Genomic DNA, 23,668 nt, shown 5'->3' on the forward strand with positions numbered 1-23,668 from the left:
GTGGGCGCAGGTTACTGCATAAAACCGAAGTTCATTTTAACATCGGCTACCAACAACAATTATTTTGACTTAAACTGATACCTTTTTTGCCCTGGTCAATTTTATGTTCAAACATTTTATTCCATCAACTTTACTTATTTCGAACTATTTTATGGCACGTATCAAATTAAATTGTTTATCCAATACATATTTGGTCCCAGCCACAAGCCGGATGGTTTTTGATTTACTTCCATAAATGAATTCACAATTGTCGTTTTTACCGGCATAAATTGTTGCGGATTTGAGTTGTCCGCCAGACCAGGCAATATCCAGTTTATGTCCACCGTGTATGCGCAAGCCGGACAATTGACCTGCAGGGAAATCTTTTGGACAGGCAGGTAAAAACTCAATGCGGCCTGGTTGCGAAAACACTACCATCTCCGAAAAAAGACGCTGTAAACTCAATGCTGCATCCAAGTTGAAAATTGCATGGTTGGGGTTATGGGATGTAGTTAACCCCGTATATACATAATTCCGCTGAGCAAACCGGGTAAGGTTAGTAGCAATAGCTTGTGTATCGTGCAGGCGTGCAGCCATCATCGCTATATGAATTAATCCATGTGCCGACTCTGTATCAAACTTTAACCGTTTGGCAAGTGCCACACGTGTGGCCTGCAATAATTGAGGGTCACTGTTTGGTTGTAAAAATTCGGTTCCAGGAAATACAGGATAGAGATGAGAGTTATGCCGATGATTATAGACATCGGGATAATTTGCGCCGGCCCATTCTGCCAAGGCACCATCTGCATTGATGCGGTACGGAATGATCTTATCGTAATACTGCTGCCATTTGTCCATATCCTGTTTATTCAGGTTGAACATCTTCCCCATTCGAAGTAAGTGCTCAAACACTTCACGAGCTACTGCGATATCTATTGTGCAATCTTTAGCAAGAATTGTTTTGCTGCCGGGAACAAAATTTTCAGGAGAGATGCCCGGAGAAATATGATACAAGCCGTCTTTCTCTTTTGTAAGATAGTCTTCATAAAACTGGGCCATCTCCAAATAAAGAGGCAACACTCTTTTCCGAAGAAAAGTTGTATCGCCGGTTAACATACCATGTTCATAGAAAGGCATCAGGTTCCATCCTGCACCTGAGGGCCAATACATCCAGGGATATTCTGCCACAAAATGATTCAGATAACCTTTTTCAGGGTCGCTGTAGTGTGGTACCAGAAAACCCCGACAACCCAGATAGTTAGCGGCATTAAGGCGCCAGGCAGGCAAGAGCCGTTCCACATAGCCAAAATACGATTCGGCACATTCAGCCAGATCACCTGTTGAAATAGCTGAAATGGCAAGGTTGATATTTGAATCGAACACAAAGCCACCGATCCATTCCGGTTTCCAGCCACCACCCCAAATTCCCTGCAAGGGAGGAGGGAATTTACCTGAGGAAGAAATCAGCAAATACCTGCCCATGGCGTGCATTTGTTCCAGGAAGAATGGCGTTGCCCCTTTTTGATGTGCTTCATGGAGCATTGTTTCGGTAGGAACAGCGGCCCATTGTTTAGCACATCCCAAATCAAGTGCTACACGGCGAAACATTTCTCCATGAGCTTTCGCATGCGGTTGAATTAGCTGCTCATACGATGCCGGTAATTGAGACAGTTCATTACGTACCGCTACTTCCTGTGTAATTGTGCCGTATTGTAAAGGCGTAACCCGCAAGATTACCAGAATTTCTTGTGCATCCTTAATTTGAAGTCGGTTATCCACTACTGTTAATCGCCCCCCTTTAGCAGTAACACGGGCTAAGCCTTCATACCCGCCAGAGTCAGTAGCATATTGCGCATGATATGTTAGCCATCCGTTTTCATCTGCTCCGTTTTTAATAGAACGAAAAGCTTTTGTAACATCAGTGCCATACATGTCGCCCTGCCTGCCCGGAGTTTCATCAAGGCTAAGTGTAACCGATAGTTTTCTGCCACCAATACCACGAATGCGTAATACATTCATATTATTGGTGCGTGAAGAAAAAACGGATTGTTCAACTGTTCCTTCATTATCTTTCCAAGAGCTCTGCACTTCTCCCGTTTCCATATTCAACTGGCGGCGATAAGCAGTGATCGTTCCTGAATGCTGTACCGGAAAATTCAAATCAAAAGCCGGATGAGGCGAAAGCGGCCATACCTGCGGGGCTCCCATGTTGGTCAATTGATTTCTTGCTTCTTTCGTTGCCAGTTGTGCTGCGTTCGTGAGCTTACCGGAATCAACCATGGCCCGCACCTGGGGCAATAAGCCTGCGATATTAGCTACAGAGATCTTATTACGATCCCATGCCCGTATAAATAATTCTTCGTGCACGCAAATAAGCCGTTCGTTTCCAGCCGGCCCGGTCATCATGGTGCCATGACGGCCGTTACCGGTAACAAAGGCATCCTCCCAGGCAATTGCCGGTTTTTCCGACCAGGCCACCCACCGACCTGTTGCATCCTTAACATCGCCACCACTTACTGACTGTTTGTGTGTGTTTCCGACTGCTATTGTATTTTTTGCATGTGACTGCGCATACAGGTTTGCCTGAAAAGCAAATAAAACAATTGGTATAACGCGAATACTTTTTTTACGTATTAAAAACATTTGAAAACAGCTACTTGTATTTATCATCATTTACTAAACTTTTATTATTAAGAGGTATATTTTTGAGCATTGTCCGACGAAACCGGAGTCATCCTTCAATAATCTAATTAGTTTTAAAAAATTAAGGGCTCCAATTTTAATGCAGCAAGACTCGTGGTATTACCCTCGCCTTCCATCAGCGATACAGAAAGCGTGTAACGTCCAGGTTTATCAAAATACAACCAGCCCATGGGGTACCAGTTGTACACAGCCGATGCGCTCTGTTGGTTTTGAATAAACTGATCTCCATTCATCGCTATTCGCCATACCAACCTGCTTTTGCCTGTATAAAAAAGCGATGATTGATAATATCCCGGCTTCAGAACATCTACTGTCCAATTAGCTGTAGCATTGGGTTTCCAATTAATAAACCTGTCCACATGTTTCCATTCGCCAAATTTTTCCATCCAGTGTTCACCGTTTTTTGCAACATTATCTGCTTTGGCAAAAAGCGCATCCAGCAGTGTGGGATGTTGCGGATCGATGCTTTGTGTTTCATCTGCCCTGGGTGTATCGTTGGCTACAAGCTCAATTACAGATACAAGCTTTTCAGGGGCTTTATAAGGCAGATCAATTACAACACAGTTATTGTCTTTATGATATTTCAGGGGTTCTTTTCTGCCGTTATTTACAAGCTGAATGGTTTTTATACCGGTTTGCAAACCCGGCACATATAATTTGCCTGTGGAAGGCCAATCATATACCAATAACGAAATTTTGTTTCCATTTACAACTGCATCGCCCCAGGGCAATGCATGTTTCCAGGGTGAAGCGCTGCTCTTATATACAATCTCCGGGTAGCGTTTGATCCAGCTACCGGCACTGCGAAGCGCCGCTGCTGCCTGCTTAGCTACAGTTCCATCATCTTTAGGGCCGATGTTGAGCATATAGTTACCGCCTCTTGCAATGGTGGAAAGGGTATTGGTAAGAATCGTTTTTGGCGATTTCCAGTTGTTGTCATACCAGGCATAGCCCCAGGAATCATTCGTTACATCAACCGATTCCCAAAGGCCGGGTACATTTTTCCTGGGCACTTCCATATCGCCTAAGGTAGAATAATCGCCCAGGCCATGACCCACCCGACCCGATACAAAAGCTGCCGGTTGATTTTTATGCACCACTTCTACCAGCTTCTCTACATACTTTTTTCCAATACCACCCGGTGTATCAAACCACACCAATGCCAGAGGCCCATATTCTGTGGTTATTTGTTCCACTTCGGGCAGGCATCGTTTATAAAAATATTCATCGAAGCTTACAGCTTTGCCGTTTTCGTCTGTGGCAGGGCCGCCTCCACCGCCGGGGGTTGTCCAGTCCTGATACTGCGAATAATAAAATCCAAAACCCAACCCTGCTTTTTGGCATGCCAGGGCAAGTTCTTTCATAGGATCCCGGCGGAAAGGAGTGGCGTCAACGATATTAAATTTGGTGGCTTTGGAGTGAAACATGGCAAAGCCATCGTGGTGCTTGCTGGTGATGATGATGTATTTCATGCCGGCATCTTTCGCCACCGCCACAATACTGTCTGCATTAAAGTTTGCAGGATTAAAGTCTCCCACATTGGCCATATAATCTTTTACAGAGATTTTAGCCATATTTTCATTCATCAACCATTCGCCAATACCATAATAGGTTTTCCCATTCCACTTGTTGGCTAAGTGGGAGAAATATCCAAAATGAATAAACATGGCATAACGTCCGTTGCGGAATATTTTGCCACGGGCACTATCGGTAGATTGTAAACGGGCATCACCTTTCCACATTTCGTTCATGCCGGTTTTTTGGGCCATGCTTTGCTGTTGTAATAGTATTGCTGATAAGCAAATCGCCCAGCGATAAATAGAAGATTTATATTGCATAGTGCGGTAATTTGGTAGTGAAACGTGAATTGCTAACTAATATCCGTACAACCTATTTTAAAATAGTTTTAGTCCTACAAACTGATGACCTGGAAATTGTTGATCAGGGGTGATGCCCCTGCCCTATTGATTCGAAGCCGAACAGCATCCGACACCGGGAATTTTACATCTTTAGCTGATACCCTACCTGCCAGAATAATTCGCTTATACCCAATCTTTTTGCCTGCAAATACAGGTTTCCATTCGCCGTCAACGCGGCATTCAATACTGTAGTCTTCCACCCGTTGACCCAGGAGGATATATTCCTGCAAAATGAAGCCATCAATCTTTGTTGGCTTGCCGAGCTCAATATCAATGGTGGCGGTGGTTACACTGTCGTCGGAGGCAAAATAGCTATCATAGTTGTTGTCATTGACTTTGCTGGCTGCATATTTCGCACTGTTGCCCCTGCAACCTGATAATGACTGTGCCTTTTTGAATAAAGCAGGATTCTGCTGGTGCAACTGGTCCACCCAGTGTTTCAATTCTTTCAGGGTATCCACGGTAGCCTCATCCATCAAGCCATCGCTGTTGGGCGATACATTCATCAGGGCCGTCACCCCATAGCCTACAGAGCCCAGGTAGTAGTCCTGCATCTGCCTAAGGCCTACGGCAGGCTTGCCATTGTGAAACCAATTGCCCTGCAGGATGATGGAGGGCTCATTGGGGTACCAGCGCAGGGTATCGCCTATCAGCTGCCGGTAGTTCTGGTCGGGCTGAATGGCGCCATGGGCTCCCGGCCAGGACAGGCAGCGGTCCGGAAGGGTATTGACAAGCACCCGGGAATCATAGACCACAGCTTCGGGTTGGGCGGCTGCGATCATGCGGCCAATTTTTGGATAATCCATCTTCAACTTATCGGCATTAAAGCCATCAAACCAATATTCGTCAATCTTGCCATAACGAGTGCTCAGTTCCTTTACCTGTGCATAATAATAATCCCCATAGGTTTCGTAACCTGTTGCTCCATTACGCTCAAAGTATTTATCGATGATGGAGACATAAAGACCAAATTGCATGTTGGCCTTCCGACAAGCATCGGCCACTTCTTTGACCACGTCCCCCTTGCCATTTTTCCAGGGGGAGGCTTTCACACTATGGCTGGTGGTTTGGGTTTGCCAATTGCAGAATCCGTCATGGTGTTTGCTGGTCAGCACAATGCCGTTGAATCCACCTGCTTTGGCTGCAGCCGTCCACTGGCGGGCATCGAAGCGGGCAGGAAGAAATCGCTGAGGATCTTCCATGCCATAACCCATGTGATCTTCGCTGGGATAAAATGTTTTCATGCCAAAATGCACGAACATGAGATATTCGGCCTTATGCCAACGCAATTGTGCTGTGTTGGGTATTGGAAAGAAAGGGGCAGGTGATTGTACGGCCAATGCATTCTTTACTCCCTGGTGCTGCGCAAACATTGTTCCCGGCGCTAACAACAAAGTCAAAATGACAATAACTAATCTTTGTTTTAAAATATCACGTATATCCATACTTTTTTCGTCGCGTTATTCAATCAGTGTTTAAAACATTTTCTTACTCTGTGAAGGAGCAGGTGCTTTGCCCCAGGATAGATTGGGTTGTGCGCCCAACCATAATTCCAATAGCCCACCTTTACTAAAATCGGCATGTGAAAAGGAGAACTGGTTATGATCCTTTCCGTTTAAGGAAGCTTTTTGTATGTAACAATTTGCTTTGGAATTGTTATTGGTTTTGATCACAAACTCATTTCCTGAATAGTAATCCTTATTGAGCTTGATCACTACTTCATCAAAAACAGGACTGGTAATATCATATACAGGATTGATGGAGCAATTTCCATTCAAGCTAAACAACCCGATAGATGTCAAGGCACTTACGCCGCTCATCTGCCCCTGGTCTTCGTCATGCCCTCCATATCCTTTATCTGGTGTAACAGCACCATAGGCCTGTTCATTTACTCTTCTCACCCAGTATTGCGTCAAATCAGGACGTCCTGCATAATTAAACACATGCGCGTTTGAACAGCCTGGCTGATTAGCATAGCTTACATAACCCGAGCTATAACCAAATACAAAATCCTGGCTTTGTGCTTTTTCAAATGCATAGTTCAGCATTTTACAAAGCGTATCTGTACCACCCATCATTTGAGCCAGTTGGTCAATGCCATGTGACACCGACCATGTTGCCTGCCATGCATTCGCCTCTACCCAGCCATTACCATCTAATGGATTTTTGTGCGCCCAGGTTCCCTCCTTTGTTTTCGGAAAGATCAACTTTTGGTCCTGGTCAAAAAGCTTTGTCCAACCTTGCGATCGTTTCGTAAAATATTCAGCGTCTTTTTTCTTACCTAACTTATATGCCATTTGAGCCAATGCCCAATCCTGGAAAGCAATTTCGAGTGTGATGCCTGCATTTGATGGGTAATAACCGTTTTTGATATAAAACTCCATTGGTTCCTTATCGCCCATCATACCGCCCGGCGCATGATTTTGTTTCATTACTTCATAAGCCGTTGCAACAGGTTTCTTTGTAAGTATTCCTTTCTGGTAAGCGCATGTGATGAGATTGGTGGCCGGGCACCCCGTCATGATATAAGAATAGCCACCAGCACAGGGCCCCCTCGGCAATAATTTTCCATTTTCGGCGTATTGGATCAAAGATGCTGCAAAATCATCGAGCACTTCGGGCCAGGCCAATCCCCAAAGCACATTCAAATTCCATTGGGTTAACCAAAACGCATCTGAATTGTACATGTGAAATTTCACTTTGCCGTTTTGGTCTTTGGGCAATGTTCTTATTTTGAACTTAGTGTTCACAGTAAAACTTCCCCGTCTTTCCCCTTCGGTATTATCGGGATAATCGCCAGATACATCATCGAGTTTATGCCGTCCCAGCAAGGCATGCCAGAGGTCTGTATAAAATTTTATTTTTTGATTAGCGCTTCCTCCTTTTACAGCAATGCGGCCCAGCATTTCGTTCCATTCTTTTTGAGACTGTTCACGAAGTTGATCAAAGTCCCAGTGCCTGCATTCCGATTCCAGATTGCGCCTTGCGTTGTCAACACTGGTAAAAGAAACTGCAACTTTCATCTGAACCGTTTCCCCGGCCTTTACATGATATTGAGCTGATACCCCTGTGGTAGGCGCATCATAATAACTCATACGGCCACTGTTTTTTGCAGTTTTCTCAGGGCTACCTGTTAACGATTTTACATCCAACAACTCTTGCTTACCATCCCAGCCATTCAGTTTTTCAAATGGTTTCTCAAAGTCGATCGCAAAATATATCCGGACATTCTCCGGGCCACCCCATAACCTGCCGGTTGTATTCACGGAGCCTTCAATACGGGTATCGCTTACTTTTTGCACTCTTGCATCGTTCATCGTAGCTTCCCCTACATAGCCACCCAGGTTAATTAAAATATTGGAGCGTACATCTTTGGTATAAGTAAAACGGTAAAAGCTTACCCGGTCGCCGGCGGTTTGTTCCACCCATGTGTTATAATTGTCGAGGTAAAGCCGATGATAACCGGGCTGCACAATCTCAGCCTCATGCGAAAATTTAGACTTCCATTGCTGCTCTCCTTTATTGGGATCAACAGCCCCTGTTGTGGGCATCAGTGTGATACCCGAAAGCATCCAGCAATGCACTTGCGGAAAGCCCAGTACTTCTGTTGAATTGTAATTATACCCGCCTCCATATTGATTCTTGTTCCGCGTTAAGGGAGCAGCGCTGATCATGCCAAAGGGCTGGCTCCCGGTAACAAAGAAAAAATAGCGGCCCCGGGCCGATTCAATGTAAGGATCAACCCAGGAAACAGGATCCGAAATCTGCGAGGGAGATGGGTATACTTCTATCTCAGATAAACCTATAGCGGGCCCGTCCGCATCAGTCGTTTCGAAACGAACCGAGGTAACGGTTTGTTCCGGGAAAGCAACTATTTTGGGAGCGCCATTATTGGGTATTTCAAAAACAGGTATACGGGTTCCATTGCTAAAAATGAGCACGCCGCCTGCATTATGTGCAGTTTCTGTAGCCCGGTCGTACAATATAATTTTATTGATGGACTGTGGCTTCTCCCAATCTAACTGTATCCATGGATAATCAATATGCCCCCAAAAGGTAACGGTGCTTTTTGATACCCATTCGCCTTTGCCATTGGTTCGGATCATTCCGTCGATAACATTTGCAGCTTTTCCTTTTTCGGCCATTTCGGATGAAGCTGTAACCCTTGCCTTGTTGGCAATACTGCCAGGACCGGCATAAACGAAAAGGCTGCAAAACACGAACAGGAAAACGATACCCAATGATAGTATTCTGTGCATAGTGGAGTATTTAATAAACAAGCAGGAATGATGCAGGCGCATATTTATCCAGGTTAAAATTTAAAATTCCGTTCTTCACTGTTATTTTTTTACCTGTTTGATTTCCACGCAAATCAATTGGCACCACGGCTTTCACTTTACTTCCATTACCGAAATTCACAGTGCAATTACCAGAAACACCTGCTTGCTCCCACAAGCGCAGGATTGTTCCATCGCCATCAGGGTTTTCACCAAATGCAGTTATTAAAACACCTTTCCTGGAAACAGATACCCCGCTATTATTTGCTGGCAATTTTCCGGGTGTACCTTCTGCCACCCCTGTTAACAATGGCAGGCGGGTTTCCCATCCGTATTGAGCCAGATTGGCAACAGTTTGGGTATGCTGATCCACCGGCCAGATACGCACTTTCTCAGTCCATGAGCCATCCTGCCACAATGGGAAATTGGTGTTCCACATGTTATTGTACAGGTTCACAAATACAGATGGAGTAGTTGGTACATAATCCATCGAATACTTCCATAGGCCTGGTTCACCAAGGCTCACCAATGGTGCATCTATTGATGCGATTGCTGCACCCGATTGATCGGCCTGCGTAATGGATACACCTGTAGTTGCTGCCATGAGATACCTGTTCGTACCCGGAACAATATCTGTAGCAGGATTGATTGCCCCTCCGAGGCGTCCCACTGTGAACGTAGGTTTTTCGACTTTAAAGGGGAAACAGAGCCATCCTCCTTCCGGTTGTTTATCGGGTGTTTTCGAATCCACCGACCAATCTACATCAACATAAGCAGCATTTCGGGGAAACGTAAACGTCAAAGTATACCCCTTGGCATAGCCCTCTGTTGTTACAGCAGTTAACGTAGCAATATCTGCAACATCAGAATGTGTAACATTCAGTTTCCAAGCATTGGGCGTAAAAGCTAAGTAAGGTATTTTATCAGCCTTAGGCATTCCGGGTTTGCCAAGATCATTTAATCCCCATCCGCCCTTGATGCGGCTGTATGCATTAAACCATTTGTCAACTTCATTTGAACTGAAGCGCTCATGTAAAAACTGACCGATCACATAGTTCGATGATTGATCAACCAATTCACGGCCGGTTGATTTTTCAATTAAAGAGGCAATGCCTCCTTTTGTTACATCAAAAACCACTTTGAAATAAGGAGTGCTGAAAACAGTTTGTTCATCATTGGTAATAGCTCCTTCCTTCAATTCATCATAAGAGAACGTACTGTAACCTGAAGCTGCTACATCTTTCACATAAAAATATTTTCCTGTCTCCCAGGGGTTTGCAATCATCCCTGATCTTTTCCATGGCAGGGGATTATATACAACAACACGTTTTCCTTTTTTATTCACAGAAGCTGCCAATAAGTCAAGATCAGAGTTGAGATCTTTACTTACAATCTCATTTGTTGTCAAAATGTATTGACGTTTATCATCGTAAGAACGAAGCCATTTTCTTTTACTTCCAGTTGTTGTATTATGTGCATTACTGTTTTTCAGCGCTGCATAATTGGCGTTTTCCGGAAGAGGTTCTGCTGCAGCTTCCGCCATCCATTTATTCCATGCATCACCATAGCTGTAACGGGGACCGTATTCAGCATTCATTCCCCAGGTGTGTTCTGCATACAAAAGACTTTGTTCGTAAGCTTTTGCCAGCTTTGTTGAAACTGAGGCAACAGGTATACCCCAAAATTTCATTTGCGTGTTCAACCCATCAAGGGTTGATTCCAGTGGACGGATATTTCTTGCAATTTTTGTTTCCTGTGGATTTGATTGCAGGCCATGAATCCAGGTATCAGGACAATCACCTTTAACAGTAGGCAATTGGGGTTTCTCAGCTAAAACAGCTTTGGCAAAATCATCCAGCGTACCAAAATGTATTTTCACACCTGGCAGTTCCTTTTCTGCATAAGCAAGGAGCTTATCTATTTCCTGTGAAGAGGGCGGACCATGATTGTCGCCTGTCATTTGCATGGCCAGGTAATTTTTACAAGGCCAGTTTGTTGTAGGCCGAATACTAGATCCATAGTCTGCAGTGTAATTACATAGTATTCTTGAACCGTCTGCTCCTTCCCACCAGAAGAGTTCCGGGAATCTTGGATACTGGCTCGCCGGGTTACATCCCAATTGTAAAAATTGGATACCCGCATGTTTCAGCAAGGTGGGCATGATCCAGGAATGACTTGGCACATCCGTCATCTTAGCACTGATGGGTAAGGGAAGTCCGTATTTCCTTGCAACCGCAGAAGAAAAGCCCAATCCCCGCACCAGGTCTTCATAATCCAGCGACTCCGTATGCATTGTAAAAGGAAGGCCGTGAACTACAAGTGTTCCTGCTTTTATTGCCTTTTCAATTCTTGCTTTCCGTTCAGGCGTTTGCAGTGGGCCGAGTATCTGTGCCTGTAAGGGCCAGCCGGAAACGGTCCATGCAAAACGTTTTTCCTTTGGCAGCGTTTCGCTGTTTTCAATCACCTTCAGTGCATTATCCATCATTTCTTCCCGGTACCGTTTAAATACATTTTCCGGCAGATCAGTAAACCCCAGGTCGAAATGGGTTTTGAATACCACCCATATGTCGGTTACTTTTGAATTGGTTCGGTTATTATCCTTTCGCTCCTGCCCTATTGCGGCAGACGCTGATAATACCATAAGAAGCAATAAGACTTTTACTCTTGTCATTACAATCAATATTGAAATTAAATGCTACGTTTCTTTGAATGTTGTATGTATTCATCAATCACAACCATCACCAACTACCTGTTTCCTATATACAGAAAGAACTGCTGGTTATTTGTCTGTACTCATCGAAGGAGGAGGCGTATGAATACCGAATGCAGTATTCGGTTTCGGCCCCATATCAAACATTAACACACCACCTTCTGTCAATTTTTTGCGATCGATCCAGCAGTTTTCCAGTTTCTTTTTGTTGAGCGACACAGATTGTATATACATATTCTGCTTCGCATTATTCCTGGTTTCAATAACCAGGTTTTTGCCCGAATAATATTTCGGGTCGAGTTCAATGGTTACTTTATCGAATAAGGGACTTCCAAACTGGAATGTAGGGTTCATGGCTGCATGGCCCTGCACATCAAACAAACCCAGGGCAGCCATCACATACCAGGCGCCCAACTGTCCCTGGTCTTCATCCTGTCCAAAACCATAACCATGTAAAGGATCTGCTCCATAAAACTCATCACAAATAGTACGTGTCCATTTTTGGGTGAGCCAAGGTTTACCGGAATAATTGAACAACCAGGATTGATGGAGGCAAGGCTGGTTGCCATGGTTGTATAATTTTTCAAGTCCTGAAAAACTGTTTATTTCCTTTCCGCCACCAAAGGTTGATTTTCGACTTTCCGTAAAGGTATTCTCCAGGCGTGCATTAAAAGTGTCTTTACCCAGCACATTCATCAAACCCGCTATATCCTGCGGCACGTACCAAGTATATTGAAAGGCATTTCCTTCCTGGAATCCTCTCCAAGCCTGCATGGCATTAAAGCTGTCGATAAATTTTCCATTCTCATATCTTGGTCGAATGAATTTTGATTCCGGATCATAAAGGTTTTTCCAGCAGGCAGCCTGTTTCATCAGGCGGTTATAGTCATCCTGCTTTCCGATTGCTTTGGCAAATTGCGCGACAGCGTAAGAACTAAAACAAAATTCAAGTGTGTGCGATGCGCCGAAATTAAACACCCACCCGTTCGATATAGTTGTATCCCTGGCTGGAATGTAGCCCCCATTTACCAGGTAATGCAAATCATATTTACCGGAACCAAAGGGCCGGTTGATGTATCCTATTTCATTTTTGTACGCAGTTTCATAAGCGCTGTTGATATTAAAATCCCTGATGCCGCAGTTGTACGTTGCTGCAAGCATGAGCCCGAAGAAATTGGTGAGCACACCGTTGGAATGGGCACCTGCAGCTACCCCGTCATGCATCCAACCGGTTTCCTGCGCAAAGTCGAGGTTCGACTGCATGTATTCGCTTTGATATTCCGGGTAAACCAATGCCCATAATTGGCCAAGGTTCCAGAAGGCGCCCCAAATGCCATCGGTATTGTAATGATTATAGGTGGGTTTTCCACTTTTATCTAAAGGAATCTGGCCAATGCTGCCATTATTTGTGGGATATTGTCCGTTAACATCACTAGCCAGGCCCCTTCCAAGAAGTGCATGATAAAGACCTGTATAAAATTTCACTTTGTTGATACTATCCTTTCCTTCTACTTTAATCCTGCCCAGTTTTTCATTCCATTTTTTGCCGGCTGCTATTCTAACTGCATCAAAACTTTGTCCTGCAGCTTCGGCTTGCAGATTTTTTCTTGCATTGTCGATGCTGGTGTACGAAAGACCAACCCGCATTTCGATCATTTCATCTTTTACAGTTGAAAAGGTTAAAAACATTCCATTACCGATCCCTTTTGTTTCTTTTTGATTGAAGGAAGCAACTGAATCGGTAAATGTTCCGAAAGACTGAGGTTCTTTGTTGATCTGAATAACAAAATACATCCTCACTCTTTTCCCGGGATCGCAAAACTTCAAGTATTCAGGATAGGTTTCTATGGATCCTTCCAGTTCTTTTTTTCCGGATAAACGGATGATGGATTCGGTTACATCACTGCTTTCTCCCTGGCGGTGCCCTACATCAAAAATAATCCGTGCTTCTTTCGATTGAGGAAAAGTATAACGATGATATCCCACTCTTTCAGTAGCAGTGAGCTCGGCTTTAATACGATAGTCTTTTAAATAGACTGAATAATATCCCGGTTCTGCATGTTCTGATTTTTTATCAAACCGGGAACGATACCCTGCATCGGGGTCTTCAAGCGAACCTGGAATGGTTTGCAAAGCACCTGTGGTTGGCATGACAACCAGTCCGCCAATCTGAAATTCATGAAAATGACCAAACCCCTCAATGGAAGTATGCCGGTCATCGTAGCCACAAGGCTGCCACCCGCCTTTACTTCCATAAGCATTGGTATGAGGTGCCAGCTTTGCCATACCAAAAGGTAATGAAGCAGGCGTATAAAAAAACCACCTGCCGTGCACAGAGCCAATTTGCGGGTCGACGAATGCAGATGGATTAAAGGTTTTGTTGTTCACCTGGGCAGCAGAAACCGAGGCAACCAAAAGAAAAATCCAAAAAGGCAGCTTAGCAATCTTCATGTTTTATTAATTAAATCAAAAGCAATTTCAAATGTATATACATATATACATAAAACCTGAGGTTTTTCATTTTTCAAGCATTCTGTTTCGTTTCATTAGAATTCCCCAAAAAAAGTAATATTGTATCTTCATGAATACATATGAAAATTAAAATTGATCATAGTAGCCCTATCCCGTTACATATCCAGGCAGAGGAACTGCTGAGAAAAATTATCAGGCAGCCACAATATCAGAAAGGAAAAAACCTGCCCAATGAAATCGAGTTAGCAACAAAGCTTACTATTTCAAGAGGAACTTTGAGACAAGCCATCAACAAGTTGGTATATGAAGGCTTGCTTGTCAGGAAAAAAGGGTTGGGAACTAAGGTTAATAATATCGTTAGCTCAAAAGCTTTGAATTGGCTAAGTTTTTCGCAGGAAATGGCGTTACGGGGTATACCGATTAAAAATTTTGAACTCAAAATCAGTTGGGTCAAGCCAGATGAGCAAATTGCTAATTTCTTTGAAATAAAAGGGAACAAAAAGGTATTAAAACTTGAAAGATTGAGAGGGCGTTCAGAAGGACCATTTGTTTATTTTGTGTCCTATTTTCATCCCCGTATTGGACTTACCGGAGATGAAGATTTCAAACGGCCACTTTATGAAATCCTGGAAAAGGATTATCACGTTGTTGCCAATCTCTCCAAGGAAGAAATCAGTGCCAGATCTGCTGACAAATTTATAGCTGGTAAACTGCAACTCGACCAGGGAAGTCCTATCTTACTCAGAAAAAGGTTTGTTTTTGACCAGGTGGAACGTCCCATAGAATATAATTTAGGTTTCTATAAAGCAGATAGCTTCATTTACACAATTGAGAGTAGAAGAGAATAGTAAGCAACAGCAGCTTAGTTGCATTTAACATAAAAAAGCCGGGAGGTTGCAACCTCCCGGCTTTTTCTTTTTCCATGTGCCATCTTAGCATGCTGATCACCACAAAACGAACCGAACTTCTGAATGCAGGGACCTGCGGAAATTTAATTGTTTTTGCATTATTCCAGGATAAAACTGGCCGGTCCAAATTGTTTAATCGAACAACTGAATTTTCCGTTCATGATCTTGATGGGCTTGCCGGTCACTTCACCACGAAGGTTTACTGGTGTGGCTTTAGTGAACTGCTGCCCGGGCAATGCAATCGTGATTGCACCTGATTGCCCAGCCATTTCCCATAAACGCAACAGCGTGCCTTTATTACCATCGGGGTCTTCACCAAATGCTGTAACCAGCACACCCTTCCGGGAACACTCCACTCCTTTTTGTGCCGAAGGCAACTTACTTGTGCTCTTTTCAGGGGCTATCACCTGCAGTGGATTGCGTGCTTCCAATGCGGGGACAGACATCATTTCATCTTTGGGTGTGTTGTTATCAAATGTCCAGATCCTGACACGGGAACTCCAGGAACCCGGATACCAATACCGGTAATTTGTATTCCATTGATTGTTGTATAAATTGATATACACTACCGGCTTTTTAGGAACAAAATCAAGTGAAAACTTCCAGCAGCCCGGCGTATCCAAACTGATCAACGGGTGGTCGAGTGGGGCCACAGCTATGCCCCTACCTTTTGCATCCGTCAGCGTAACACCTTGCCCAACTGAATACAGGTGCCTGTTCGCTCCTTTTACAATATCCTTCGCAGGGTCCATTATTCCCAACGGGCGGTACACTTTAAAAACAGGATCCTTAATATTGAATGGAAGGGCCAGCCAGTCGGCTTCCGGCCAATTGTCCTTCGCCTTATCGAGAATGGTTACTTCCATGTCCAAATAAGGTTGGCCATCAACGAGGGTTACAGTCAATCTTGAGGCAGGTAAATGGTTGGCAGTATCGGCCGGCATTTCCAATATTGCTGTTTGTTTTAATGAAGTGGACTGAATATTCAGTTTCCCACCTGCAGGTGATGCTATGCGATAAGGGATTGTTTTTTCGGAAATCATACCGCGCTTTTCAATGCCTGGATGCAGCCAATCACCGCTTACGCCAAATGCATTCCATGCACGCTTTTGCTGGTATGCTTCCGTAAACCTTGCTGTTTGCTCGTAAGTAAATCGTTCATTACAATATTGGCCTGTCTGGCAACCAGAAATATTAGCAGCCCAATCATATCCGGTACGCTTGTCCACAAGAGACAGTATGGCACCTCTTTCGGCATCAAATGTTATTTTATAGAAGCCATTCTCGATGAAATCATTTGCCGGAGTTTTCACGTTGAATTTACCCGGAAGGGAAACTGTAGTATATCCACTGGCTGGAATATTCTTTACAAAAACTTGTTGCCCGTTCACATCCACTATACCGCTACGTTTCCAGGGCAGCGGATTATAAACAATAACACTATTGGGATCACATTTTACAGATTGGGCCAACCATTCCAGGTTTTCCTGTTTCATGTGATTGGAAATATTCCAGGCATTACGGACATAATCAGTTTTATCTTCCCAGGATGCTTCCAGGTTGGCATTTTTTGAAGCTGGCAGTTTTTTAAATTCTTCACCATACTGATTCACAGAAGCGGATCCACCCCAGGTGTGTTCTGCATACAAGGCCATCTGCTCATAAGCCCTGGCCACCGAATCGGCAATAGACGATACCGGTAATCCCCAGGTTTTCAACTGGGTGTTCAATACTTCACCAGAAGCTAATAATGGTGCGGCTTCCCTTGACAGTTTCGAGCCACTCGGATCGCACATAATACCATGAATCCAGGTATCGGGCATTTCCTTTTTAATAACAGGAAGCTTAGGATTTTCGGCAAGTATGGCTTTGGTGAAATCATCCATGGTCCCCACCCGTATTTTTACCCCAGGCAGCCTTTTCTGTGCTTCATCAAATAACGCTTTCACATCCTTCTCTTTGGGAGGACCGCTATTGTCCATCGTCACTAAGATGGCTGGCCAAACTTTGTAGGGCCAATCGGCAGGCGGCAGCAATCCACGCCCCACAAAATGTTCGCCTTTTCCCCAATCGTGCGGCCAGTTAAGCCCGGTTGCGGTACCATAAATGCTCGAATATAAAGTGAGCACCCTTGAGCCATCAGGTCCTTCCCACCAGAAAAGACCTGGCGTTTGCACAAAACCACTTGGCCAGTTACATCCTATATGTAAGAACTTTACCCCTGCATTACCAAGAACAGTTGCCAACTCTCCCGAGTGAGAAGGCATATCAGAAACCTTTGCAGCCTGTGGAAGCGGAAGATGATATTGCCTTGAAAGTCTTGATGCAAAACCAAGCCCCCGTGTCAGCACTTCCGGTTCACATGCATCGGTCTCCACAGTAAAAGGCATTGCGTGAATGTTAAATCTTCCCTTACTGAACGCTTCATCCAATTTTTTTCTTCGCTCCTCTGTCTGTCCAGGCCAGGGCTCCAATACTTTTGACATTACCCATCCGGGGCAGGTCCATTTAAACTGTTGTTCTGTGGGCATGGACCGTGATGCATCCATGGCTTTGAGCGCTTTATCAATCATGTCAGTACGGTAGTACTGCACAATGTCCTTCACGCTGTGCGTATAACCGATATCGAAATGTGTTTTAAAGACGACAATGATCTCTTTCACCTTGTCGTTTTTTTCAAAGGGCACGGACAGTTTGTTTTTTTGAGCAATCGACTGTGCGCAAACTGTCATTCCAGCAGTACTGAAAAGCAGCAACGCAATCAAAACCAGTTTTGTTCGACTCATCATGCTAAATGTTTAAATTTATTTTTTTCTCAATTTCATTTCAAACAGTTTGGGCAAAGGGCTGGCTGTATACTACATGCGATCACTTCGGCCATACCTTAATCTCCCCATTCACAGGTGTTTCAAAGGGACCCGGGAAAGGATTGGAGGCTTTGCGTTTTCTGTCGAAGTAATCGGTGTCAATACACAACGGCGAACCATCGCTGTACTCAAACGCTTGTTGCGGAACGATAGCCTTGCCCAGCAACTCAGTGGTCACAAGGCGTCTCTTTTGTTCCATCACCCACGCGGGGCTGGAAGAAAGGCGGAGCCAGGCTTGGCCATTGCGGATTTCGATGGCGGGTTTGGGTCCGAAACCTGAGTCGAGCAGCGGTTTTTTCTCCTGTGCTGAAGGGAGGCAACCTTTGGTGAAGACGTTGCCTTCCATGGTCATCGGCAGCGAAGAGGTGTTGTAGTGCGCGAGCGTAGTGGGAGCGATGAAGATATTGTTGAGGAAACGATCATCCCCACTTCGGTTGTCGTATTGACCGGCAATAGCAGTGCCATGCGGAAGGAGGTAGGGAGTTTTGCGGGGAAGCCAACGGTCGAAGGATGGATCAACTTTGCGCATCAGGTTGTGCACGAAGGCGGTGCCGTGGGCGGCATTGAAGATCGATTGGCCAGACAGCAGGATGTTGTTGGCGATGAGGCAGGGGCCGTGATTGACCTCCAGGAAAATGTCCTGCCCACCTCCAGCTTCGTAGAACCCGACCTTGCCGGAAGGCCGGCCATCATTATTGTGCATGAGATTACCGGTGATTTGCGTACCCTGCGTCATCCAGTCCAGGTGCATGCCGCGAATACAGTGGTGAATCCAATTGTCGCGGATGTAGGTATCGATCGCACCATGAAATTTGATGCCGGCGAGTTCCGCGCCTCCGAAGAGGCCACGCACGGCAATATCGTGGATGTGGTTGCGCTCGATGATGCTAAAAGCGCCACCGAAGGCGCCAACAATGCCGACTTCGTCGCACTCGCGGATTTCGTTATTACGCACTAAGTGGTGGCCAATGGAGTCCTTGTTCCAGCCGTTTTTAAGGGCGCGTTCAATGGTCAGGTTCCAGTCCTTGTAACCCGGGCCGTTATTGCCCCAATCATCGCCGTACTTGCCTAGCGACAGACCGGCGCAGGCGGAGTTGCGGATGAGGTTGTTCTCGATGATCCAGCCCTTGCTCCAGTTGGTGCCGATGATCGCCTTTTGCTCAATGGTGGGCGGCGCCCAGTTGGGCGCGGCGTTTTGCAGGATGAACCCCCGGACGGTGATATAGTTGATAAAGTTCTTTGTGGGGTAGAAGACCGTCTGGCGGACATTCACTTCAACTTGCGCCCTGTTCGGATCCTTGTCGGGAAACTGGGCGTGGACGACGGTGCTTTCTGAACCGACCTCAGCGAAGAAGAGTAGAGCGCCAGTGGCTGGTTGGAGCACTTGGTCGAGAGCGGTGGCTTCTTTGAGCCATTGGTCGTCGATGTAAACAGAACCAGTGTGAGCCGTGCGTCCCTGCGGGTGAAACCAGTCGCCTGTGATCAAATCACCAAAGGGATTGTAGTCACCAAAGAAGGTGTTAGGGATGACTACTTTCCATGTGTCACTTTGCTCCCTGGTCCAGCCGGTGACCGGTTCCGAGCCGGTGATAATGACATTTTCGCCCTTGGCGGCCTGATAGGTAATGCGCTTAGATGGCGATTCGCCACCACGCGGTGGGGCAACCGTTTCGCGATAGATCCCTGCATGAATAGTTATAATATCGCCGGGCATGGCCTTGTTGGCAGCGGCCATTATAGTCTTGAAGGGCTTTTGGGCAGAGCCATCCGAAGCGTCGTTGCCTTTGGTCGAAGAAACATGGAACTCGGTGGCAAAGGTCGACATCGCAGCAGCGAGGAACAGGAATGTGGGGAAAAGTTTCATTTTCATGGATTGTCAGATTTTTTTGCTATGATGGCAAATAGTCGGTATCTATTTTAGGGCGAGCCACAGGGATTTTCAAAGCAAATTGGGAGTGATGGCTGGATGCAGCGTCAAAATCCTGCTTGTCCAACTCACCACTCCCCTGTTTGTCTTTGCACATGGCTTTCAATGAATCATTGAGTCCACCAGAGTGCCATTTTATTTCATTGATGCCGTTGCATGACTGATTGAAAGCGGATATGCTTTATCTCTTTTCAGTGCAACAAAGAATCGCTTACCAGATCCATCGGCATTCACTTTATACAAATTCCAGTTATTGGCATCAACTTCCTCCAGACGAAAACTTTGCGAAGCATCTGCCAACTCTTTTTTAACCCACCTTGGAAAAGCATTGGCAGCCCTTGCATTCTCCCAGGTTCTTATCGTTTTAAAAATAGCATCCTTCTGAGGGCAGCTTTCAACATCTTTCTGGTTCAGATGCAAACTGTATGTTGTTCCAACACCCACAGAAATTGCTTGTATATGCTCGTATTGTTCAACTTTTGAATTGGCTTTAATAGGGAAATTGCCGCCCATGCCTGCCGGGAAAAAGTTGGCGTATGTTACATCTCTCAGGTCCTTTCCCTGGCTAGTGGTGCTGCCCCACTCCCGGGTATCGGCATCGTAAAGATTTTTGCCGCCACCAACATTCCAAATGCTTTGATAATGCCATGACCCTTCTGACAAAGTAGCCCCTGTAAAACGGATGTACGGAACGCCAAGTGCAGCCGCCCTTTCAAACATTTTCCCAAAGAAACGCTTAGCCGAGTAATAGCCATGCCCGTTGTTGAACAAAAACTCCTGCCCGTCGAAATCGTAGTAGCTTAATCCATTGATTTTGCATACTTCAGCGTAATATTCTGCTATTTTATCCTGCAACTGCATGTTGGGTATAAGCCCGTCGTAACCGTAATTAACTGTTACCTGCAGCTTGTAAATCGTATCGCCGGTAGCATGGCTTTCCGGAGATGTTTTCCAATAGCCACGTTTTACATTTAAAAGGCGGTATGGTGGTTTATCTGAAACGCCCATATAATGAATTAGCTCTTTTCCGATTTTCACCATGTTTAAGTTAGCACAATGCCCTTCCCAACTGGCAATTTCCTCCAGATATTTTGGGTCATTAACAAGGATGATCGTATCTGCCGCATCAATGCTTTTTACCAACAATCGTTTTTGCTGATAGCACAAGCTATCGCTGGGAATAGGGCTGGCGTCTTTAGTGCCCGGCGCCAGTGAATTGGTGATAGGCGTACGGCCTATCATAATTCCATACTTCGCAGCCATTTCCGAAAACTCTTTGTGCGACAGGTTTCCAGATGTGAGCTTCAAAGGCTTTTTCCCGAAATTTTTGCCATCGATATAACCTTCATTGCCACGGTCGGGTCTTAAAAAACCCTGGTCGTATAAACTGATTGCCTTAAAGCCTAAGCGGTCCGTATAGGAAATGATGCTGTCGTACATATTTCCGCTGGTAATGGCATCGGGAACAAATGCAGCCGGGTCTTTTACCCATTTACCGTTGATGGTGGGATATGGTAATTTTTCGGATAAAACAATGTTTTTTACAACATTCATCAATGCAGTGCTATCGGGGCTGCCCCATAATGCTACCGACGAACCTATATAATCCACTCCCGGCAAGGGCTGAACATCGATGTGATTGGGTTTGTTGGCAGGCATATTTGGTATCAATGAAAAATAAATTTCCCGCTTCTGCGACCGGTCTCTAGAATGATAAGAAATAGAAATTCGTCCTTTTTTATCAACCCCTGCTGCATTACCGTACAATGTACGATAATAGGGTTCTTTGTGCGCATAAAAAGCAACATCGCTGATGCCATTTCCTCCCAATGTAAATACCTGCCCTTCATACAAATTTCCGGGCAATGGATACAGCTTCGGGTCCGGACTGTGGATGATATACTGAAAAGGGGCTGCATCACCTTGAAGGTCAGAAGTGCCACCCAAAGTATTATCGTTCAGGGCGAGCATACCTATGGCGTAATTTACCGCATCACTGGTATCGCGGGCAACACCGATGATTTCGCCAAAAAGATTGGTGATATTGGTATGATAAGGACCCCATTGAATGCCTTCGATCCCTTTGCGTGGTGCCAGGGACAAAAGAGTCATCCTGAAATATTTCTGCTGTGCGACCAGGCCGATGCGGGCAACCGATTGGTTTGAAAAAGTTAAAGTGATCTCCTTCTTTGCCTTGCTATAAGTTGCTTTAACCGGCTCATAATAAACCTTTTTGCCGCCATCGTACAGGCTCAATAAAGGTGATGGCTTATCCGCCGGGCTAAATTCCTTATGGGGATGAACCGTTGTATTCTTCATGCTGGTGATATAACCACGACCATCTATATGGATTTTAAAATAATCGGTTTTAAAATCAGCCTGCGCAACTAAATTAGTTGTAACGGCCAATAATGCAATCAGCAATAATTGGCCTTTAAATATTTTGGAGATCATTATATAACTTATTGATTATTGATTGAAACTTTATATGAGTATTTACCATACTTTAATTTTTTGCTTTCCGCTGCTCCTGATTTCAAATGGACCAGGCGAGGGATTAGTCACATTACGCTTTTTGCCGAAATAATCTGTATCGATCTTTAATGGCGAGCCATCTGTGTTTTCGAAAGGCAAATCCGGAACAAGAGCCCTGGTCAAAGTTTCGGTAGTCACCAGCTTTCTTTTTTGCCCGTTCAGCCAATTTTTGTCCAATGAAATTTCCAGGTACATACCATCGTTTTCGGCTGTCAAGTTTGCCATGGCATCATAGTCATTGATGACCAAAGCATTCCTTTCTATGGCCTGTTGGTCCTGATATTTTTTCATTTGCTCTTTTGCGCTTTTACTCATCTCTCCAAACCTCTTTTGATTGTCGGTGCTTCCAGCCCTGATTACGCCTTTCGTGTATACATTACCATCGAAGACAACCGGCAACAATGCCTTACTGTATTCCCGGGCATTTCCATCTCTCACAAACAGGTTATTCACAAACTGAACATCACCACCTGGATTGTCGTGCAGGCTGACAAGGGAAGTAGAATGAGGTTTATGATAGGGTGTCAAACGGCTATCATAGTTGATCACATTTATTTTACCGGCAAAAATGTTATGAACAAAAGCTGCCCCTCTTGAGTTCATAAGAAGGTTTGTTTTAGACAGCAAGATATTATTGCTGACCAGCATAGGTCCATGATCTACCTCCAGGAAAATATCCTCGTCATTATCATGCATCAGGTTATTCTTTACCTGGGCTCCCTGGGCCATCCAATCGAGCCAAATTCCCAGGTTGCTCCTGTAAATATGGTTATGACGAATCTGCACATCTACGGCGCCGTGAAATTTAATGGCTGCCTGTTCGTATCCGCTAAATAAGCGCTTAATAAAAATATCATGGATCGTGTTGCCCTCTATGATACTAAACGCACAGCCCATGCTACCCACAATACCTGTTTGCTCGCAATTGGAGATGGTGTTGTTACGAACAATGTGCCCCCCAATGGTTCCTTTGTTCCAACCAAAGGCTAATGCTCTTTTAATGGTACCTACATAACCTTCTGCAGACTCTGTCTGATTGTTATCATGATCATCGCCATATTTACCCAATGCTATGCCTACACATTTTGAGTAACGAACAGTGTTGTTCTCTATGATCCAGCCCCGGCTCCAATGTGTACCGATTAATCCCATTTGTTCTGCTGTAGGTGGTGCCCAGTTGGTAGCGGCCTGTTCCATAGTAAAGCCACGAACTGTAATAAAATTTATAAATGGTTGGTCGGGATAAAATACAGTTTCACGAACGTTGATTTCAGTTATTTCGTTATTGGGGTTTACGTTTTTAAACTGTGCCCAAATGGTTGTTGTTGCTGTATCGACAGAAGCTGTCCAAAGTTGGCTCTTTTCATCAGC

12 protein-coding genes are annotated in these 23,668 nt (G+C 44.9%); 1 reads left to right on the forward strand and 11 read right to left on the reverse strand.

Features of this window, described 5'->3' with window-relative positions:
• Nucleotides 1-144: 144 nt before the first annotated feature.
• The 6 genes from OCK74_RS25680 to OCK74_RS25705 form a co-directional block, all read right to left on the reverse strand.
• Nucleotides 145-2,652 (reverse strand): glycosyl hydrolase family 95 catalytic domain-containing protein, encoded by a 2,508-nt coding sequence (locus tag OCK74_RS25680; protein WP_279299977.1) that lies wholly within the window; start codon nt 2,650-2,652, stop codon nt 145-147.
• An 83-nt stretch (nt 2,653-2,735) separates the two neighbouring features.
• A complete protein-coding gene (locus OCK74_RS25685; RefSeq protein WP_279299978.1) occupies nt 2,736-4,520 on the reverse strand; it encodes an alpha-L-fucosidase in 1,785 nt (594 codons plus the stop codon).
• Between the two features lie 74 nt (nt 4,521-4,594).
• A complete protein-coding gene (locus OCK74_RS25690) occupies nt 4,595-6,046 on the reverse strand; it encodes an alpha-L-fucosidase (RefSeq protein ID WP_279299979.1) in 1,452 nt (483 codons plus the stop codon).
• 30 nt (nt 6,047-6,076) lie between these two features.
• Nucleotides 6,077-8,860, reverse strand: coding sequence for a GH92 family glycosyl hydrolase (locus tag OCK74_RS25695; RefSeq protein WP_279299980.1), 2,784 nt, complete (start codon nt 8,858-8,860; stop codon nt 6,077-6,079).
• Nucleotides 8,861-8,870: 10 nt separating this feature from the next.
• Nucleotides 8,871-11,549: a glycoside hydrolase family 38 N-terminal domain-containing protein gene (locus OCK74_RS25700; protein WP_279299981.1), complete on the reverse strand. Its 2,679-nt coding sequence runs from the start codon at nt 11,547-11,549 to the stop codon at nt 8,871-8,873.
• A 108-nt stretch (nt 11,550-11,657) separates the two neighbouring features.
• Nucleotides 11,658-14,039 (reverse strand): GH92 family glycosyl hydrolase, encoded by a 2,382-nt coding sequence (locus tag OCK74_RS25705; RefSeq protein WP_279299982.1) that lies wholly within the window; start codon nt 14,037-14,039, stop codon nt 11,658-11,660.
• A 140-nt stretch (nt 14,040-14,179) separates the two neighbouring features.
• Here OCK74_RS25705 and OCK74_RS25710 point away from each other — a divergent pair, with 140 nt between their 5' ends.
• Nucleotides 14,180-14,908 carry a GntR family transcriptional regulator gene (locus tag OCK74_RS25710; protein WP_279299983.1) on the forward strand — a complete coding sequence of 243 codons (729 nt, stop codon included), beginning with the start codon at nt 14,180-14,182 and terminating at the stop codon, nt 14,906-14,908.
• A 158-nt stretch (nt 14,909-15,066) separates the two neighbouring features.
• Here OCK74_RS25710 and OCK74_RS25715 read toward each other — a convergent pair whose 3' ends face one another.
• The 5 genes from OCK74_RS25715 to OCK74_RS25735 form a co-directional block, all read right to left on the reverse strand.
• Nucleotides 15,067-17,757 carry a glycoside hydrolase family 38 N-terminal domain-containing protein gene (locus tag OCK74_RS25715; RefSeq protein WP_279299984.1) on the reverse strand — a complete coding sequence of 897 codons (2,691 nt, stop codon included), beginning with the start codon at nt 17,755-17,757 and terminating at the stop codon, nt 15,067-15,069.
• 79 nt (nt 17,758-17,836) lie between these two features.
• Nucleotides 17,837-19,705, reverse strand: coding sequence for a right-handed parallel beta-helix repeat-containing protein (locus OCK74_RS25720; protein WP_279299985.1), 1,869 nt, complete (start codon nt 19,703-19,705; stop codon nt 17,837-17,839).
• A gap of 19 nt (nt 19,706-19,724) precedes the next feature.
• The gene (locus tag OCK74_RS25725) at nt 19,725-19,859 is read right to left on the reverse strand and encodes a hypothetical protein (protein WP_279299986.1); all 135 of its coding nucleotides are present in this window, start codon (nt 19,857-19,859) and stop codon (nt 19,725-19,727) included.
• A 38-nt stretch (nt 19,860-19,897) separates the two neighbouring features.
• A complete protein-coding gene (locus OCK74_RS25730) occupies nt 19,898-22,216 on the reverse strand; it encodes a hypothetical protein (protein ID WP_279299987.1) in 2,319 nt (772 codons plus the stop codon).
• Between the two features lie 42 nt (nt 22,217-22,258).
• The coding region (locus OCK74_RS25735) for a right-handed parallel beta-helix repeat-containing protein (RefSeq protein WP_279299988.1) at nt 22,259-23,668 on the reverse strand (1,410 nt) is incomplete at its 5' end.

Source organism: Paraflavisolibacter caeni, from assembly GCF_025628885.1.
Lineage (GTDB): Bacteria > Bacteroidota > Bacteroidia > Chitinophagales > Chitinophagaceae > Flavisolibacter > Flavisolibacter caeni.

Bases quoted from the DNA above. Each gene is read 5' to 3' on its own strand.
- OCK74_RS25715 (WP_279299984.1), bottom strand. From the start codon at position 17,757: ATGATGAGTCGAACAAAACTGGTTTTGATTGCGTTGCTGCTTTTCAGT.
- OCK74_RS25695 (WP_279299980.1), bottom strand. From the start codon at position 8,860: ATGCACAGAATACTATCATTGGGTATCGTTTTCCTGTTCGTGTTTTGC.
- OCK74_RS25705 (WP_279299982.1), bottom strand. From the start codon at position 14,039: ATGAAGATTGCTAAGCTGCCTTTTTGGATTTTTCTTTTGGTTGCCTCG.
- OCK74_RS25710 (WP_279299983.1), top strand. From the start codon at position 14,180: ATGAAAATTAAAATTGATCATAGTAGCCCTATCCCGTTACATATCCAG.
- OCK74_RS25725 (WP_279299986.1), bottom strand. From the start codon at position 19,859: ATGTGCAAAGACAAACAGGGGAGTGGTGAGTTGGACAAGCAGGATTTT.
- OCK74_RS25700 (WP_279299981.1), bottom strand. From the start codon at position 11,549: ATGACAAGAGTAAAAGTCTTATTGCTTCTTATGGTATTATCAGCGTCT.
- OCK74_RS25685 (WP_279299978.1), bottom strand. From the start codon at position 4,520: ATGCAATATAAATCTTCTATTTATCGCTGGGCGATTTGCTTATCAGCA.
- OCK74_RS25680 (WP_279299977.1), bottom strand. From the start codon at position 2,652: ATGATGATAAATACAAGTAGCTGTTTTCAAATGTTTTTAATACGTAAA.
- OCK74_RS25730 (WP_279299987.1), bottom strand. From the start codon at position 22,216: ATGATCTCCAAAATATTTAAAGGCCAATTATTGCTGATTGCATTATTG.
- OCK74_RS25690 (WP_279299979.1), bottom strand. From the start codon at position 6,046: ATGGATATACGTGATATTTTAAAACAAAGATTAGTTATTGTCATTTTG.
- OCK74_RS25720 (WP_279299985.1), bottom strand. From the start codon at position 19,705: ATGAAAATGAAACTTTTCCCCACATTCCTGTTCCTCGCTGCTGCGATG.